14 protein-coding genes are annotated in these 17,523 nt (G+C 48.1%); 12 read left to right on the top strand and 2 right to left on the bottom strand.

Going from position 1 to position 17,523, the window contains the following annotated elements; genetic code table 11:
- Positions 1-39: 39 nt before the first annotated feature.
- Positions 40-1,431: a PhoH family protein gene (locus tag ACYVIC_RS08330; protein ID WP_460858971.1), complete on the bottom strand. Its 1,392-nt coding sequence runs from the start codon at positions 1,429-1,431 to the stop codon at positions 40-42.
- Between the two features lie 228 nt (positions 1,432-1,659).
- On the opposite strand from ACYVIC_RS08330, the gene rapA reads away from it, so the two are divergent.
- The 5 genes from rapA (at position 1,660) to ACYVIC_RS08305 (ending at position 7,870) form a co-directional block, all read left to right on the top strand.
- Complete coding sequence (gene rapA, locus ACYVIC_RS08325) at positions 1,660-4,569, top strand: RNA polymerase-associated protein RapA (protein ID WP_460858969.1); 2,910 nt, start codon at positions 1,660-1,662, stop codon at positions 4,567-4,569.
- A gap of 1 nt (position 4,570) precedes the next feature.
- Positions 4,571-5,224, top strand: coding sequence for a pseudouridine synthase (locus ACYVIC_RS08320; RefSeq protein ID WP_460858967.1), 654 nt, complete (start codon positions 4,571-4,573; stop codon positions 5,222-5,224).
- Between the two features lie 164 nt (positions 5,225-5,388).
- Positions 5,389-6,486: an OmpA family protein gene (locus ACYVIC_RS08315; protein WP_460858965.1), complete on the top strand. Its 1,098-nt coding sequence runs from the start codon at positions 5,389-5,391 to the stop codon at positions 6,484-6,486.
- Positions 6,487-6,692: 206 nt separating this feature from the next.
- A complete protein-coding gene (locus tag ACYVIC_RS08310; protein WP_460858963.1) occupies positions 6,693-7,040 on the top strand; it encodes a hypothetical protein in 348 nt (115 codons plus the stop codon).
- Between the two features lie 62 nt (positions 7,041-7,102).
- Positions 7,103-7,870, top strand: coding sequence for a DUF3530 family protein (locus tag ACYVIC_RS08305; RefSeq protein WP_460858961.1), 768 nt, complete (start codon positions 7,103-7,105; stop codon positions 7,868-7,870).
- 1 nt (position 7,871) lies between these two features.
- Here the strand turns inward: ACYVIC_RS08305 and djlA are convergent, their stop codons facing one another.
- On the bottom strand, positions 7,872-8,672 hold the full coding sequence (gene djlA / locus ACYVIC_RS08300) for a co-chaperone DjlA (RefSeq protein WP_460858959.1): 801 nt from the start codon (positions 8,670-8,672) through the stop codon (positions 7,872-7,874).
- A gap of 159 nt (positions 8,673-8,831) precedes the next feature.
- Here djlA and ACYVIC_RS08295 point away from each other — a divergent pair, with 159 nt between their 5' ends.
- From ACYVIC_RS08295 to ACYVIC_RS08265, 7 genes are all read left to right on the top strand, one after another.
- Positions 8,832-11,084 (top strand): LPS-assembly protein LptD, encoded by a 2,253-nt coding sequence (locus tag ACYVIC_RS08295; RefSeq protein ID WP_460858957.1) that lies wholly within the window; start codon positions 8,832-8,834, stop codon positions 11,082-11,084.
- A gap of 11 nt (positions 11,085-11,095) precedes the next feature.
- Positions 11,096-12,385 (top strand): peptidylprolyl isomerase SurA, encoded by a 1,290-nt coding sequence (surA, locus tag ACYVIC_RS08290; protein ID WP_460858955.1) that lies wholly within the window; start codon positions 11,096-11,098, stop codon positions 12,383-12,385.
- On the top strand, positions 12,386-13,372 hold the full coding sequence (gene pdxA / locus ACYVIC_RS08285) for a 4-hydroxythreonine-4-phosphate dehydrogenase PdxA (protein ID WP_460858954.1): 987 nt from the start codon (positions 12,386-12,388) through the stop codon (positions 13,370-13,372).
- Between the two features lies 1 nt (position 13,373).
- A complete protein-coding gene (gene rsmA / locus ACYVIC_RS08280) occupies positions 13,374-14,186 on the top strand; it encodes a 16S rRNA (adenine(1518)-N(6)/adenine(1519)-N(6))-dimethyltransferase RsmA (RefSeq protein WP_460858952.1) in 813 nt (270 codons plus the stop codon).
- Positions 14,183-14,560 carry a Co2+/Mg2+ efflux protein ApaG gene (gene apaG / locus ACYVIC_RS08275; RefSeq protein ID WP_460858950.1) on the top strand — a complete coding sequence of 126 codons (378 nt, stop codon included), beginning with the start codon at positions 14,183-14,185 and terminating at the stop codon, positions 14,558-14,560. Before rsmA ends, apaG begins: the two co-directional genes overlap by 4 nt.
- Positions 14,560-15,378 carry a symmetrical bis(5'-nucleosyl)-tetraphosphatase gene (locus ACYVIC_RS08270; protein WP_460858949.1) on the top strand — a complete coding sequence of 273 codons (819 nt, stop codon included), beginning with the start codon at positions 14,560-14,562 and terminating at the stop codon, positions 15,376-15,378. Before apaG ends, ACYVIC_RS08270 begins: the two co-directional genes overlap by 1 nt.
- A gap of 78 nt (positions 15,379-15,456) precedes the next feature.
- Positions 15,457-17,469, top strand: coding sequence for a methyl-accepting chemotaxis protein (locus ACYVIC_RS08265; protein ID WP_460858947.1), 2,013 nt, complete (start codon positions 15,457-15,459; stop codon positions 17,467-17,469).
- Positions 17,470-17,523 lie beyond the last annotated feature (54 nt).

Raw genomic sequence — 17,523 nt, 5'->3', positions numbered from 1 at the left:
CCGCAGTAGTCAACCAGGCCTGATTAAAAACCTTAACCTTTACAGATTAGCTTCAGCGAAAGAGGCCAATCGGCTGCGCACTACCCCGTTAAGGTTAATGGTGGTGCTACCATCAAAGTTCTTAAATCGTTCAACGATATAGGTTAAACCTGATGTGACTGCAGTGAGGTAATTACTGTCAATCTGCGATAAATTACCAGAACAAATTAGCTTAGTGCCCTCACCGCAACGGGTAATAATGGTTTTAAGCTGTGCAGCGCTCAAATTCTGGCATTCATCCAGAATAACTATCGCATTTTGGATACTGCGGCCACGCATAAAATTGACTGACTTAAACTGTATATTCGCTTTCTCCATAATATAGTTAACACTGGCATGCGGGTGCTCGTCTGTTTTATGCAGCACTTCCAGCGAGTCAGTTATTGCGGCTAACCAGGGTGCCATTTTTTCTTCTTCAGTGCCGGGTAAAAAACCAATAGACTCAGCAATTTCTGGCGTATTGCGGGTAACAATAACTTTGTCGTACATACCTTTTTCTATTACCAGTTCCAGCGCAGCCGCCAGAGCTATCAGGGTTTTACCACAGCCCGCCGGGCCTGTCAGAATAACCAGATCCATATTCGGATCCAGCAGTGCTTGCATTGCCATGGCCTGATAAATATTTTTTGGGTGTATACCCCAGGCGTGCCGGTGCATTAAACGTTCATAACCAAAGTCGAGAATGCGGATTTCTTTGTCCGTAATATTTACTACCTTACCAGCAAAACTTTCTGCCTCATCAATCAGATATTCATTAATATAGGCGTTGGGCAACACACTGCGGCTGACATAGTGAAAGGTTTCACGTCCCTCGTTTTCGCTGCGGCATTCCCCGACCAGACTCCAGAATTCACCGGCGAACTTATGATAACCTTTATACAAAAAACGCACATCATCGATCAGTTGGTCGGTGCGGTAATCCTCAACCAGCTTTAACCCGGCGCCTTTGGCTTTAAGCCGCATATTAATGTCTTTGGTAACCAAAATAACTTTGGTTGGGCTTTTTTCACGCTGTAAATACAATGCGGTGTTAATAATTAAATGATCGTTTTCACCGCCGGGTAAACCAGGTATCTGGTCAGAAATATGATGGTCATTGACAATAAATACATGACCTCCCGTTCTTTGTTCGCCAGAGCGGGGTATCGCCACCCCCTGCAGCATCTGCTCAGGAGTAGCATCTTTTAATACATCTTCCAGCGCCCGAATGGCCACCCGGGCATCGCGACTGACATCTTTATTGCGGTCTTTTATATGATCAAGTTCTTCAAGAACAGTCATTGGAATAACCACGTCATGTTCTTCAAAGTTTAGAAAAGCAAAAGGTTCGTGCAGCAGAATATTGGTATCGAGGACGTAAATTTTCTTATCTTTACTTTTTCTTCGCGCCATACGGCTCTCCTTTTCGCCTGGCACAGGCCCCACCTGTGCCATAAAATAAGCATAGTGCACCAGCGGGCTTTGCCCAGTTAAATTACAAATTTTACTATTCATTCAGGTACTAACACTGTGACCTGCGGTTATGGCACTAAGATGACAGCAGTTATACTGTAATTCCGGATGCAGGACGGCGTGAATACTAGTACCATAGCGCCCCCAATTTCACTGATAAGGCTGAAGATGAAGTTTGCTCTGGGTCAACGTTGGATTAGCGACACCGAATCGGATTTAGGTTTAGGCACCGTAGTGGCTGCAGAAGGCAGAATGGTGACAGTACTGTTTCCGGCCAGTGGCGAAACCCGCCTGTACGCGCAGGCAGAAGCACCGCTCACGCGGGTACGTTTTAATGTTGGCGATGAAATTCGCAGCGCTGAGGGCACTAAGTTGCTGATCAGCGCCATAAAAGAGCAACACGACATTTTGCTGTATTGCGGTAGCTCACTGGATGACGGCAGCTACCTTGAGCTACGTGAAACCCTGCTGGACCATTTTATCAGCTTTAATCAACCCCAAGATCGGCTGTTTGCAGGCCAGATAGATCGTTTCGACTGGTACACTTTGCGTTACCAGGCTTGGCAACACTTACATCAGCAGCAACAAAACCCGCTACAAGGATTAGCCGGTGCCCGTGTTAGCCTGATACCGCACCAGCTACATATTGCCAACGAAGTCGCCCAGCGTCATGCGCCACGTGTACTATTGGCCGACGAAGTAGGTTTGGGTAAAACCATCGAAGCCGGCTTTATTTTGCATCAGCAATTGATCAGCGGCCTGGCCAGCCGGGTGTTGATAGTCGTGCCTGACTCATTGCAGCATCAATGGCTGGTTGAAATGTGGCGTCGCTTTAATCTGCGCTTTGCTATTTTTGATCAGGAGCGCTGCGAGCAGGCTCTGCTGGATGCCGCTAACCCGTTTGAAACCGAGCAACTGGTATTATGCAGCCTGAGCTTTATCAGCCATAACCCACGCTGGCAGCAGCTGGCCGCCGAGTGCCAGTGGGATTTATTAGTAGTGGACGAAGCACATCATCTGCAGTGGCACGAACAAACTCCCAGTGCTGAATATCAATGCATTAGTACATTGGCTACTGCCAGTGCCGGCCTGATCCTGCTTACCGCAACGCCGGATCAGCTTGGCCACGAAAGCCATTTCGCCCGGCTAAAACTGTTAGACCCGGCCCGCTTTCACAGTTATGACGCCTTTTTGCAGGAAGAAAAGCAATACCAGCATATCGCTACGCTGGCCGCACCACTGCTAAACAGTGAAGTCCTGAGTACCGCCCAGGCCAAAACTCTGAAAACGGCATTAGCAGAAAGCGATATCAGTGCTGAGCTGGCATTGCTCAGTGATGCCACCGCGCTACCCGAAGCACAAACGCAAGCTAAACAACAGCTATTGCGCCAGCTGCTTGACCGCCATGGCACCGGCCGTATTTTATTTCGAAACAGCCGCGCCAGTATTAAAGGCTTCCCGCAGCGTATCGCCAACTTAACGCCACTAACGCTACCTGAACAATACACCAATGCATTGAAAGTGCATTTTAGTTTAAATCCTCAGCTAAGCCTGGCAGACAAGGTCAGCGCGCAGTTGTTTCCAGAGCAGGTGTTGCAACAACTGGACGCCAGCAGCAACTGGTGGCAGTTTGACCCGCGGGTAGACTATCTGCTGCAGCTGTTAAAGGCGCATAAACAGGATAAGTTTTTACTTATTTGTGCCTCGGCACAAACCGCTATAGCACTGGAAGAGGCACTGCGTCAGCGTGAGGGCACTCGTGCAGCAGTATTCCACGAAGGCATGAGCATTATAGACCGCGATAAAGCGGCTGCGTATTTTGCGCAAGAAGACTACAGTGCGCAGCTGCTACTGTGCTCTGAAATTGGCAGCGAAGGTCGTAACTTCCAGTTTGCCCATCATCTGGTATTGTTTGATTTACCGTTAAACCCGGACTTACTGGAGCAACGTATTGGCCGGCTGGATCGTATTGGCCAGCGTGCCGACATTCAGCTGCACCTGCCTTACTTTGCCAACCAGGCTCAACAATGGCTGCTTGACTGGTACCATCAGGGATTAGATGCGTTGCAACACACCTGCCAGACTGGCCGCAATGTATATGAACAGTTCGCTGACCAGCTGTTACCGTTGTTAGCACAAAATGATGTTGAGCAAGCTGAGCTGGCACAACTGATCAATGCAACCAAAACGCTAAACCAGCAATTGCGCCAACAGCTGGAGCAAGGCCGTGACCGGCTGCTGGAAATCAACTCTGCCGGTGGCACAGCGGCGATACAACTGGCACAACAAGTTGCCAGCCAGGATAGCGACACTGCCTTGCCAATGCTGATGTTCAAAGCCTGGGATATGCTGGGCATTAATCAGGAAGATCGCAGCGATACCAGTATTATTCTCACACCCTCCGAGCAAATGCAGGGCAGCTACCCCTGGTTGGGCGACGAGGGCGTAACCATTACCTTTGACCGTGCTACTGCGCTGGCCGAAGAAGATATTCAGTTACTAAGCTGGGACCACCCGATGGTGCGTGGCACGCTGGATATCCTGACCACAGAGCCGCATGGTAGCAGCTCGGTAGCCATACTCGCCAATAAAGCGTTGCCAGCCGGCAGCTACCTGCTGGAGCTAAATTTTATTGTTGAAGCCAGCGCACCGGCACCACTGCAGCTAAGCCGCTATTTGCCTGCAACACCACTGCGGGTATTACTGGATAAGAATGGCAATAACCTTGCTGAGAAAGTCAGCTTTGACCACCTTAGTAAGCAACTCAAGCCAATAGGCCGACAAACCGGTAGCAAGTTAGCCGGTGCATTGCAAACACTGTTGCATCCTTTGCTGGGCAAAGCCAGCAGCCTGGCAGAGGCTGAACTAAGTATCTTGGTACAGCACGCCCAAGCTAAAGCCGACACTGAACTAAGCGGGCAATATCAGCGTCTGGCGGCATTACGTAAACAAAACCCGTCAGTGCGGCAGGACGAGTTGGATGCCTTGCAACACAAACAGCAACAATTGGCCGAATACATCGCCAAAGCACGGGTAAAACTGGACGCTATCCGCCTGATTGTAGTAAGCCACGACTAATATGTTATTGCACTATGCACCACCACTGACACCTTATCTGGATATCCTGTATCAGGATGATGCTCTGGTGGTGTTTAATAAACCCAGCGGTTTGCTTAGTGTGCCGGGTAAAGCACCAGAGCACCGGGACAGCCTTGAATACCGGGCCAGATTAGTCTGGCCCGGTATCCGGCTGGTACACCGGCTGGATATGGCAACGTCAGGCATAGTGGTAATGGCCTTAAACGCCGATAGCCAGCGTGAACTAAACTGGCAGTTTCAGCACCGCAGCACACAAAAGCACTATATTGCCCGTGTTGCCGGCCACGTACCTGCAGACTTTGGCAGCATAGACTTGCCACTTATTTGTGATTGGCCAAACCGGCCAAAACAAAAAGTATGTTACCAACATGGCAAAGCATCCCTAACGCACTATCAGGTTCTGCAACGTGAGCTCAATAGCAGCCGGCTAAAACTGATACCGGTAACCGGCCGCTCACATCAGCTACGCGTGCATCTGCAATGGCTTGGTCACCCAATACTGGGCGATAAGTTTTATGCCAGCAAAGCAGATAATGATGCTGTATCAAGGCTACAGTTGCATGCCGAACAATTAACGTTAGAGCACCCAGAAACAAAACAACGCTTGCATTTTGTTTGTCCCTGCCCATTTTAATCTGACAAAAATCATTTTTTTATTAACCTAAGGTTCATCTGCATAAGATAACATCTGAAATATGCTGATTTAACAACAAAATTGAACTACTTTTTTAAGGTTACCTATTAACAACTACATTAAATAATGTTGCTGTTAAACTGTTTTAGTCTAAGGAGATATGGATGAAACTTAACAAGACGTTTTTCGCAGTTGCTATTGCTTTGCCAATGGTCAGCACTTCAGTATTAGCCAATAATGTTAGCGCGGCTGATTTAAACGAGCGCATATTTGGCTCGTTATTTGCCGAATACTACATGCCTGATCGCGATAAAACTCAATCTGCTGCCTGGAACTATATGGAAAAAGATTGGGGCTACGGTATCGAGCTGGGCTATTACCTGACAGAAAACTGGGCTTTACGGGCAGAGTTCGCCAAATTGAACTTGCAATCGAAACTGGATGGATCGGATTCCGACGGTAACCGCATCGGTATTGACGCACTGTATCATTTACCACAAATGAAACCGGTATACCTGGTAGGTGGTTTAAAGCGGATGGACGCCGCACAAAATACAACCGCATTCAATGTTGGTATAGGTTACAAACATTTTTTCAATCAAAACCTTGGTATCTTTGCTGAAGCTAACCGCTACCAGGGCATAGATGATTCTTATGCTGACGCCGGCATAAAGCTTGGCATGACATTCCTGTTTGGTAGCGCGTCCGCTAAGGCCGCACCTACACCTACACCAGCACCAGCCCCTACACCGGCTCCGGTAGCACCGAAGCCAGTAGCTGTAGCTGATACAGACGCTGATGGCGTGCCTGATTCAGCCGATCGCTGCGCAGATACACCGTCTAACCACAAAGTTGATAGCAGCGGTTGTACTGTTTACGAAGAAACAGTAGCCTCTGTTGGCGATATTGATATTGAAGTTCGCTTCCCATTTGACTCAGCCGCAGTGCCGGCAAGTCAGCGTATTGATGTAGAAAACCTTGGTGCCTTTATGCAGCGCTTCCCGGAGTCAACGGTGTTAATTGAAGGCCACGCGTCAAACATTGGTAATCCGGCTTACAATATGAAGTTGTCGGAGCGTCGCGCTAATACCATTGCCGACATTCTGCAAAATGATTTTAGCATCGCAACATCTCGTATTACCGCCATCGGTTACGGTGTTACCCGGCCGCGTGTAGAAGGCGATAGCCGTGAAGCTCATGCAGCCAACCAGCGCATAGAAGCTAAAGTTACCGCGAAAATTAAGCAACCTGTGCTTCGTTAAGTTACAAGTTCTGCAAAGCCGCTGATAAACAGCGGCTTTTTTTTGCCTGCACCACAGCTAAAAAACCCTCTGCCAAGCCGGGGAAAGCTGTGCTAGGATGACTTGGTAAATTATTTAGCATCCGGATTAAGATGCCGGGTTAATATCAGCAAGCGCCTCACTTTGGCAGGACGTCGTAACAAGTGCAGCGCCAGCCGGAGTTTGTCATGTCCAGATCCCCTTTACTGACCTCACTGCCAGGTCTGCTATTTTATCTCTGCAGCTATACTGCATCAGCAGAATTAACCAACCTCGTTTCTATAAGTGCCAATGCGCATATCTGTAATAGCGAAGCTGAAGTAGCAAGGTTAGCAGTAAACTCGCAGCTCCGGGAAATGGCACGGGCCCTGGTCGAATTTAAGCCAACGAAGTTCTGTTTTATTATGCCAGATGCCGCTAACGTGGTATTGCTGGAGCAGCAACCAGGTTATATTAAGTTCGATTATAAATCTCAGGTGTTATATACCTTCAGCCATTATGTGGTTGAAACCGCACTGACAGCTAACAGCCGTTAAAGCCTGCCGTGTAACTGCCGATAAGCTATTATTATCCTACTATCGGCCAGCCGGAGCAGACAATGCGGTTAGATAAGATGCTATTGCTGATGTTGTTTAGTACAGCTTTGCATGCTCAATCGCCTGTCAGTCAGGAACAAAATCACACGGCAGATCTGACTCGCCAGTTACCCGCAGAAGAAATCCGCATGCTGGAAGCTCAACAACCATTTTTGGTATTGCAGCGTCAGTCTTTGACAGCGGCAACCAAAGGCACCGTTATTCTGATCCCGGATGGCAATGAACACGCCGCCAGCGCCAAACATATAGACAGCCTGCGCCAGTATTTGAACGAATACGGTTGGAATACGTTATCAGTAATGCCGCCAGCGACAGAAGTATTATTGCAAACTACAGAAGCGCTGCAACAGTACCAGACGGCCTTGCAACAACGCGTCAGTGCGGCCTCGCAACTGGCCAGTCAGCAAGTAGGAAGTGTTATTGTTATTGCCCAGGGTAACAGTGCAGCGGCAGTCAATCATTTGTATGTTGCCGGCCAACTGGCTGAACCGGCCGCACTGATCTTGTTAGGCGCTTATTTACCAGATGAACAACTTAACCGGCAACTGGCCACTGCAATAGCCAGTCATCAGGTCCCCACGCTGGATATTAACCTTGCACACGACAATCGTTTTGTTATTTCGCAACTGAAACTACGCCAACAAATGGCTAACAAAATGTTTAAGCCAGTATACCGCCAGCGCCTTCTGAACGGTTCTGGCTACAACGACGACACACAACTATGGGTTTTGCATGAGATTTACGGCTGGCTAACGTCAGTCGGGCTCTAACTCAGCGCTGGCCCCGCTGTTGTTTTATCATTTCATAAGCAGCTTGAATTTCCTGAGTGCGCTGTTTAGCCAGCTCCAGCATTTCTGCGGGCACACCCTGCGCGATCAGTTTATCCGGATGATGTTGTGACATTAACTTACGATACGCTTTTTTAAGCACGGCATCAGTAGCCGTTTGCGTTAACCCAAGAAGTTGATAAGCATCCTGCAGTCTTTGTTGCACCGTTTGCTGATGCGATGCACGTGATGAAAACCGGCTGTGTGCCTGATAAGACTGCAGTAGCAATTCCAGTTGTGCCTGGCTAAAATTCAGGTAGCCGGCAACTTGTTGTAATATCTGGTACTGCGTTGCCGTTATCTGGCCTTGCACACTGGCGATACTCAGCTGAATTTCGATGAACAATTGCAATACGTCTTTGCGTCGCCGGTATGTTTGGTAAAATTGGGTTAATTGCTGACGCAATGGAAAACTAGCCGCTTTGCCGTCGCGAAATGCGTCCTGTGCTTCTTTTTGTTGTAATGGATTTAAACCGAGATCAGCCATAAAACGACTGGCTTGTTGAATATGCGCCGGCGTGACAACACCGGTTGCCTTGGCAAGGTGACCCATGGTCGCGAAGGTTGCGTAACGAAACACCCCTTGTTCATCTTGATGGCCAAACAAACCGGCAAAGCCGCCGTTGTTTTCAAATTGCCGGCCCCACGCTTTATCAAACCAGTGCCCCAACAACACGCCAATAATCAATCCCGGCAACTTTAGTAATGCCAGGCCAAACAAAGCACCGAGTATTTTACCCCACACGTTATCACCCTTAACATCATTCGCAACAGGCAGCAAAACTTATACTGCGTTAGCGCAGCACTATATCGGATTAGCAGGATTTCTAAAATTGATTTATTATACCGGGTCCGCTGGTGTACATAATGTCAACAGAATAATGAGTAAGGCAAGAGTGGCTGCATGAAGCATGGGTTAGCTGTGGTATTTCTTTTTTCAATCTTTAACGCCACCGTGGCTCAGGCTGATGCTGTCTCCGCCTGTTATGTACCTTTATCAGTTCCGGCAGAATTATCACAACTTGATGCCAACGATCCGTCTATACGAATTTCATCAAGCCATGCTGACATGGAAGCCGATTTGCATACCCGCTTTAGTGGTCAGGTCGAAATACGCTACCGTGATACGTTATTGCTGGCACCACAAGCAAATTTTGACCGTGAGCAGCAAACAATTAACGCCGATGGCGGCATTCAATATTACAACCAAAGTGTGCAGGTACAAGGCGCCCAGTTTCGCGCCGACCTGCTAAACAACTCCGCCCGGCTGGACCAGGCCAGCTACCGCTTTCTAACCCAAGCCGGACGAGGGGACGCCAAGCAACTTATCGCAGGTGAACAGCAGTTACTGCTCGAAAGTGCATTGTTTACCACCTGCCCTTTAAGCGACAACAGTTGGGGCTTGCATGCCAGTAAGATCAATATAGAAGCCGGAGAAGGCTGGGGTGAAGCCCATCATGCGGTGTTCAAGATAAAAGATATTCCGGTATTCTATCTGCCTTACCTAACTTTCCCGGTAACAGAACAACGTCGCAGTGGCGTATTGCTGCCCAAATTTGGTAGCTCACAAAAACTTGGCGCAGAATTTGAGTTACCCTACTACCTGAATCTGGCGCCAAACTACGATTTAACACTCACGCCGCGCTATATGAGCAAACGTGGCGCACAACTTAAATCAACGTTTCGCTATCTGACAGAGCAACATCAGGGCATGTTGCAACTGGAATATCTAAACTCCGACAACGATAAGCCGGATAATTTTGGTCAACGCTATCTGACTCACATCAGCCACGTCAGTGACTTTACAGCACAATGGCGCGGTTTTGTTGATGTGACTGACGTTAGCGATGATGCGTACCTAAGTGAGTTGAGTTCTGATTACAATAACCAAAGTGACACTCAGTTACTGCGTGAGGCCAATCTTAGTTACTACGGCGAGCAAGTACATTCGCAGTTAAGAGTGCAAGGCTTTGAGATCCTCGGCAACTACAATAAAGCGTATAGTACTTTGCCAGAGTTAAGCTTGTCCTCAGCCAAGCCGCTACAGCTGCTTCCGGGGATAAATTTCGAATGGCAAACGCAATACGCCCACTTCCGTAATGAGCAAGCCGTTATCAGCAATGCTGACCGTATTCACCTTGAACCCAAACTGGTTGCCCCTTTTATTACGCCTGCCTTTGAGCTGACGGCTGAAGCCAGTTTGCTGTATACCTACTACCAGCAAAACAGCAATGACGACAACGCAGACATTTCATCATCTGTCAGCCGTAGCATCCCGAAAGTCAGATTGCATTCCAGGCTTAATTTGGAGCGGGAATACGACTGGTTTGGTGAAACAGGCTTGCAAACCTTTGAACCTCAGTTACAGTACTTATATATTCCCTACCGTGATCAGAGTGCGATTGGTCTTTATGATACTGCCCGTCTGCAAGATGACTATTATGGCTTATTCCGGCAAAATCGTTATTCAGGGCTGGACAGGATCAACGAAGCGAATCAATTAACTGTCGGCTGGACCAGCCGGTTCTATGACAATGTCGACAACGAGCTATTTCGCTTTAGTCTGGGGCAAATTTTCTTCCTTGACGCGCCCATAATACAACCCGGTGAAATTGACGATTTAAGCCCGGCAGAATCCATGCTGGCAGCGGAATTAATTTGGCACTGGTTCCGCAAGTGGTATTTCAGCTCCGCGGTACAATATGACATAGACAATGACCACGTGATTAAAAGCAGTGCATCACTGGATTACCGAGCTAGCGATAAAAGCCTGTTTCAATTGAACCATAGGTATAGCAGGGCAGTCTCAGGTGTGGAAATCCAGCAACTTGGCATGATGGGCACAGTACCAGTGTCAGAGCAGTGGCAATTGGTGGCCAGTTACTACCGCGACCTGACGAATCATCGTATGATAGATGCCAGTGTAGGTATGCAATATGAATCCTGCTGCTGGGCAGTAAGGCTAATAGCAAAACGACAACTGCTGACGGATTTAGAGTTGCCAGTTGGCAATTTTAATGATTACAGCAAGTTAGATACTAGCATTGGCTTGCAGTTCGTATTAAAAGGCTTTGGTGAAAGTGCCGGGTTTGGTGTTACCGATATGCTGTCTAACGGTATTTTCAGCTATCGCCGGCCGTTTTTATTAACTAATTGATGTAGGAATTTATGAAGTTATCACAACTTATCGCGGCAACCCTGCTGTGTTGTACAAGTATCAGCGCAGTGGCAGCTGAACGCGAAATTGACCGGGTGGCCGCTATCGTTGATAACAGCGTGGTATTGGAGAGCGATATCGTCGATATCGTCGAGCGGGTAAAACGTAACGCTGCGGCTCAGAGACAAACGCTGCCATCAGATTCCGCTTTACGTACTCAGGCAACAGAACGGCTTATTTTAACTAACCTGCAATTGCAACTTGCACAGCGCATGGGGATGCAGATTAGCGACTCACAGCTTGATGACACCATCCGCAATATTGCCCGCGAAGAAAAGCTGTCACTGGAAGCCTTTCGGCAGCAAGTTGTTGCTGAAGAGGGTAACTACGAGCGTTTTCGTGAACGGCTGCGCGAAGAAATGATCACCGGCGAAGTAGTACGAGCCAATGTGCAAAGACGTATTTATATTAGCCCGCAGGAAGTAGATAGCCTGATTAAACTAATGGAAGAGCAAGGCGCCAGCACTGAACAGTATAATTTGGGTCATATTTTAATTGCTATACCAGCGCAGGCAACTACTGACGATATAAATCAGGCCAAAGAACGTGCCGATAAAGTTATCGAACTATTACGCAGCGGCAGTGATTTCAAACGTATTGCTATAGCGTCATCTTCGGGTGCAAAAGCACTGGAAGGCGGCGATCTGGGTTGGATGAATATCAATGAGATGCCGTCACTGTTCTCAGAAGCAATTCGAGGCCGGAAAAAAAGCGACATTATTGGCCCGCTGCGTTCTGGCGCCGGTTTCCACATCCTTACCATCTTTGACATTCGCGGAGACAATGTCACCGACATTGTAGAAGTAAAATCACGTCATATTTTACTAAAACCGTCAATAATATTGAGCGAAGAGCGTGCACGCACTATGCTTACTGACTTCGCAGCTAAACTACGCGCAGGTGAAGTTGATTTTGCCGAGTTGGCAAAGCAACATTCTGAAGATCCGGGTTCAAAATTAAATGGTGGCGATCTGGGTTGGGCTGAAGCACAGATTTTCGTACCGGCGTTTCGTGATACGTTAAACCGGTTAGAACTGAATGAAATAAGCGAGCCGTTCAGAACAGAACATGGCTGGCACATTGCTCAGGTACTGGAAAAACGCACTGTTGATGCCACAGCTGATAAAAAGCGCGAGCAAGTATACCGTATGATATTTAACCGCCGCTACAGTGAAGAAGCAAACAACTTTTTGCGAGAGCTGCGCGAAGAAGCGCACATAGAAGTAATGCCGGAGCAATAAATGACCTTGCGTATTGGTATTACACCAGGTGAACCTGCGGGTATAGGCCCCGATCTGGTGATCCGGCTGGCACAACAGGACTGGCCGGTAGAACTGGTAGTGTGCGCCAACGCCGCTTTATTAACCGAGCGGGCAGCACAGTTACAGCTGCCGCTAACCTTGCACACCTACGATGCAAACAAGCCGGCCAAACCTCAGCAAAGCGGTAGCCTGACAATCGTAGATTTTGATCTGGCAGAACCGGTGCAGGCAGGTCAGCTTAATGCCGCAAATGGTCACTATGTTGTCAACACCCTCACTTTCGCCGGTGAAAAATCAATCAGTGGTGAGTTTGCTGCTATTGTTACTGGCCCTGTGCACAAAGGTATTATCAATAAGGCCGGCATCCCGTTTAGCGGTCACACTGAGTTTTTTGCTCTGCAGTCAAATACGCCTTATGTTGTTATGATGCTGGCAACCGAGGGCTTGCGGGTGGCGCTTGCAACTACGCACATCCCGCTGGCTTATGTTGCCAAAGCAATAACGGCAGACAGGCTAACCAAAGTTTTGACTATTTTACATCAGGATCTGCAGCAAAAATTTGCTATCGCTAAGCCACGTATTTATGTCTGCGGCCTCAATCCGCATGCGGGCGAAGATGGCCATCTGGGCCGTGAAGAGCTTGATATCATTAACCCTACCCTCCAACAACTACGAGAAACCGGCATGGATCTCGTCGGGGCGTTACCGGCTGACACTCTGTTCCAACCGAAATACCTGAATGACGCTGACGCTGTGCTGGCTATGTATCATGATCAAGGTTTGCCGGTGCTAAAACACATGGGGTTTGGCCGCTCGGTTAATATCAGCCTGGGCCTGCCGTTAATCCGAACTTCAGTTGATCATGGTACTGCGCTGGAATTGGCAGGCACCGGCAAAGCAGATGCTGGTAGTTTTTTTCATGCATTAAATCAGGCAATTGTGCTGGCCAACCAAACGACGAATTAATATGACTGACAATGTACATCAGGGCCACAGAGCCCGCAAACGCTTCGGGCAAAACTTTCTGCATGACCCTCAGGTTATCGGCCGTATTGTCAAAGCCATAGCACCAAAGCCAGGTGAGACACTGGTTGAAATTGGTCCAGGCTTGGGCGCATTAACTGAGCCAGTAGTTGACGTAGCCGGCCATCTGACTGTAATAGAGCTGGATCGCGATCTGGCGCAAAGGCTACGCGAACATCCTCAGTTAGCAAGCAAACTTACCATTTATCAGGCAGATGCGATGAAGTTTGACTTCACCAGCCTGCTTAAAGACGGCCAAAAACTCAAAGTATTTGGTAACCTGCCATACAATGTGTCAACCCCGCTGTTGTTTCACCTGTTCAGCTATGCCGACCAGATCGAAAATATGCACTTTATGCTGCAAAAAGAGGTGGTACAGCGAATGACTGCCAGCCACGGCAGTAAAGCTTATGGTCGCCTGAGTGTGATGACGCAGTATTATTGCCAGGCTATGCCGGTGGTTGAAGTCGGCCCGGGCGCGTTTAAGCCCGCACCCAAAGTTGACTCGGCCGTAGTACGCTTGATCCCCAAAGCCATTTCACAGCGAGCCAATGTGCCAGCAGAAGTATTAAACCGTGTCTGCCTTGAAGCGTTTAACCAGCGGCGCAAAACCATTCGTAATTGCTTTAGCAACATCGCTACAGCCGAGCAACTGGAACAATTAGGCTTAAACCCGACATTACGACCAGAACAGCTAACGGTAGAGCAATTTACCCAATTGGCGCAGTGGCTGCATCAGCAAGAGTCTGCACTATGACATCACAATTTAATATCGACGTCAGCGTCGACACCTTTTATATTGCTGCGCAATCTGACCCTGACGCGCAACGCTATGTTTTTGCTTACACTATAACCATACGTAACCATAGTGCTGAGGACGTGCAGCTGCTAAGGCGCTACTGGCTAATTACAGATGCTAATGGCAAGCAAACGGAAGTAGAAGGCGAGGGTGTCATTGGTGAGCAACCACGGCTGGCACCAGGCAGCAGCTATCAATACACCAGCGGAGCTGTATTGGACACCCCTGTTGGCACGATGCAAGGCCACTATGAGATGATCACAAAACAGCATCAGCATTTCACTGCAGCCATTCCGTTATTCCGTCTGGCTATGCCCAATATTCTTAACTGATGGCTACATATGTAATAGGTGATTTGCAAGGCTGCTATGACGCCCTACAACGACTCCTGCAGCACATTAACTACAACCCACAAGCTGACATCTTATGGTTTTGCGGCGACTTGGTTGCGCGTGGCCCTCAGTCACTTGAGTGTCTGCAATTTGTCAAAAATCTGGCCGACAAAGCGGTAACGGTGTTGGGGAACCATGATTTGCATTTGATCGCCTGCTACTATGGCATAGCCAATGTTAAACAACAGGACCAACTGCAACCGTTACTCGACAGCCCCCAGCTTGATGAGCTGATACAATGGCTTTGTCAGCAGCCATTGTTATTCGTAAGCGCCGACCAACGCTATGTGATGGTGCACGCTGGGCTCGCGCCGGAATGGTCATTAGCGCAGGCAATACAAATGAGTGCTGAAGTGCAGCAGCAATTGCGTACTGATCCGCAACCATTGCTGCAAAGCATGTATGGTAATAAACCAGAACGCTTTGCGGATACGCTCAGCCAGCAGCAACGCTGGCGTTTTACAGTCAATAGCTGTACACGAATGCGATTTTGCCGGCAGGATGGTTCACTCGAGCTAAAAGAAAAAGGCCATCCACGCAATCAGACAATACTGGTACCGTGGTATGAATTCTGGCGCAACCGCTTGCAGGCCGACCTCTTTTTTGGCCACTGGGCAGCATTAAACGGGTATAGTCCGATACCAAATATACACGCTTTGGACAGCGGCTGTGTCTGGGGCAATGCGTTAACGGCATATTGTATCGACACGCAACAACGATACAGTGTGGCAGGTTTGGCCCGCTCAGGGTATAGTTAACAACTAAATGGTTTGGCCTGGCACCAGCCCCTGTAGTGCTGGCCAGAAGTGCTGAGTGCAGTAACAATTGGAGTCATTATGAAGTTAACCGTTGCTTTACGTATTATGGGAGGCTTTGGCGTTATTTCGCTTTTGCTGCTGATCATTGGTATCACTTCCTACAATAGGCTAAATACTATTAGCAACGCGACTACCGAAGTCAATGTTGTGTCTATCCCAGCGTTGGAAAATAGCGCGTTGATGAAAAGTGAGTTTGTTATTATGAGCAAACTCAGTCTACAAGCCTTCAATGCTACCGAACTCAACAGCATCGCCAGCTTTAAAGAGCAGTTTACTAAAGAACAACAAGTGTATGAGACTGCTGCACAAAAACTAAATACGGCAGTTAATAACAAGCCAACGCTAAAGACGGCAGCGTCATCAGCTGCGCAAGCTTACAACGAGTTTGTACCTATATCTAACCGTTTGTTTGACCAGCTTACTACCGGCCTGAAGCAACGTGATAGCATTGACAGTAAGCTATCCGATTTAGAAATGCATGCTGATGATATGGCATCACTCATTCTGGATTTTACAGATGTACGTGATGTGCAACGCCGCTTTCCACGCTCATATACTGCCGCAACAGCGCTTGAAACGGGTATAAATACGCTGGTTAGTAATGTGGTTGATCTAAATAGAACCTTATCTGATAGCACAGCCAGCACCATCAGTAACGAAATTGCATTTCGTTTAAAAGATTTAAATGAGCAATTTGCCAGTATCAAAGCTGAAGCGGGGACACAAGTGCCACTGGTTGCAGATTTGGAAGAAAAAGTCAGTGCTATTAACGAATTATTGCAAGGTACAAACGGCATACCGAGCATCAAAGCAGCGCGCTTACAAAGCAGCGCCGAAGCGACCAGGCTATTGGCATCTGTAGAGCAACAAACAGCCAGTGCAATAAGTACGGTTACCGGCTTGCTAGACGAAGCAAGTAAAGCAGCAGAGAGCATTCAGCTAGAAGCCTCCCAAAGCGTTGCCAGCGCCATTACAATTATCTTTGTCGTGATGCTGGCATCTATATTGCTGGCAGTTCTAATAGCTGTTATCACTGTAAAAAGCATTACCAACCCGCTAGCGAAAGTTAATGACATCCTAGGTGTTGTCGCCTCGGGCGATCTGACACAAAAGCTCGATGACAGTGCCAAAGACGAGCTTGGTGAACTGGCGCGTAACTGCAATAAAGTTATCGCTAATCTTCAGCAGCTGATACAAGGTATCATTTCACGCTCTACCCAACTGGCTGCCGCATCAGAACAAACTTCAGCCATTACTGTACAGACCACACAGGCCATACGTGAGCAGAAGTCTCAGGTTACCCAGGCTGCTACAGCAACCACCGAGATGAGTAGCACTTCACAAGGCGTGTTACAAAGCTCAAACGACGCTGTAGCAGAAATTAAAAATGCTGATAACGAAGCCGAACGTGTAAAAGGCATTTCACTGGAAAACAAAGAAATTATTTTGCAACTGTCACACGAGGTTGAACAAGCTTCTATTGTAATTAATAAGCTGCATAAAGACAGTGCTTCAATTGGCAGTATACTGGATGTAATTCGTGGTATTGCCGAACAAACAAACTTGCTGGCATTAAATGCCGCCATTGAAGCAGCGCGGGCCGGTGAGCAAGGCCGTGGTTTCGCAGTAGTAGCAGATGAAGTGCGCTCGCTAGCCAGTAAAACGCAAGCGTCTACTCAGGAAATCCAAGCAATGATTCAGGTGCTGCAAAGCGGTGCCCATGCAGCAGTGGAAGCGATGAACAAAGGTAAAAAGCAGGCTGAGAATTGTGTAGCCAAAACTGAAGTAGCTACTAAAGCTCTGGACTCTATTACTCATGCAGTGCATTTAGCGCACGATATGAGTGAGCAAATCTCTGATGCCGCCAAAGAGCAGAACCAGGTATCACACGAAATCAGCAAGTTGCTGGAGTCTATTGTATCTATCGCGGAAGAAACTGCATCAGGTGCTGAGCAAACTTCTGAATCAAGTCATGAAGTTGCGCGGCTGGCAGAAGAACTGCGAGTGTCTGTCGAGCAGTTTAAAGTCTAAACCGGAAAACCAAGCATATAAAAAAACCGCCAGCTGGCGGTTTTTTTATAATTA

It is taken from the genome of Rheinheimera gaetbuli (assembly GCF_054781935.1).
This window is presented reverse-complemented; position numbering and strand designations above follow the sequence as displayed.

Bases quoted from the DNA above. Each gene is read 5' to 3' on its own strand.
- apaG (WP_460858950.1), top strand. From the start codon at position 14,183: ATGACATCACAATTTAATATCGACGTCAGCGTCGACACCTTTTATATT.
- ACYVIC_RS08270 (WP_460858949.1), top strand. From the start codon at position 14,560: ATGGCTACATATGTAATAGGTGATTTGCAAGGCTGCTATGACGCCCTA.
- rsmA (WP_460858952.1), top strand. From the start codon at position 13,374: ATGACTGACAATGTACATCAGGGCCACAGAGCCCGCAAACGCTTCGGG.
- ACYVIC_RS08305 (WP_460858961.1), top strand. From the start codon at position 7,103: ATGCGGTTAGATAAGATGCTATTGCTGATGTTGTTTAGTACAGCTTTG.
- ACYVIC_RS08265 (WP_460858947.1), top strand. From the start codon at position 15,457: ATGAAGTTAACCGTTGCTTTACGTATTATGGGAGGCTTTGGCGTTATT.
- pdxA (WP_460858954.1), top strand. From the start codon at position 12,386: ATGACCTTGCGTATTGGTATTACACCAGGTGAACCTGCGGGTATAGGC.
- rapA (WP_460858969.1), top strand. From the start codon at position 1,660: ATGAAGTTTGCTCTGGGTCAACGTTGGATTAGCGACACCGAATCGGAT.
- ACYVIC_RS08315 (WP_460858965.1), top strand. From the start codon at position 5,389: ATGAAACTTAACAAGACGTTTTTCGCAGTTGCTATTGCTTTGCCAATG.
- ACYVIC_RS08295 (WP_460858957.1), top strand. From the start codon at position 8,832: ATGAAGCATGGGTTAGCTGTGGTATTTCTTTTTTCAATCTTTAACGCC.
- surA (WP_460858955.1), top strand. From the start codon at position 11,096: ATGAAGTTATCACAACTTATCGCGGCAACCCTGCTGTGTTGTACAAGT.
- ACYVIC_RS08320 (WP_460858967.1), top strand. From the start codon at position 4,571: ATGTTATTGCACTATGCACCACCACTGACACCTTATCTGGATATCCTG.
- ACYVIC_RS08330 (WP_460858971.1), bottom strand. From the start codon at position 1,431: ATGGCGCGAAGAAAAAGTAAAGATAAGAAAATTTACGTCCTCGATACC.
- ACYVIC_RS08310 (WP_460858963.1), top strand. From the start codon at position 6,693: ATGTCCAGATCCCCTTTACTGACCTCACTGCCAGGTCTGCTATTTTAT.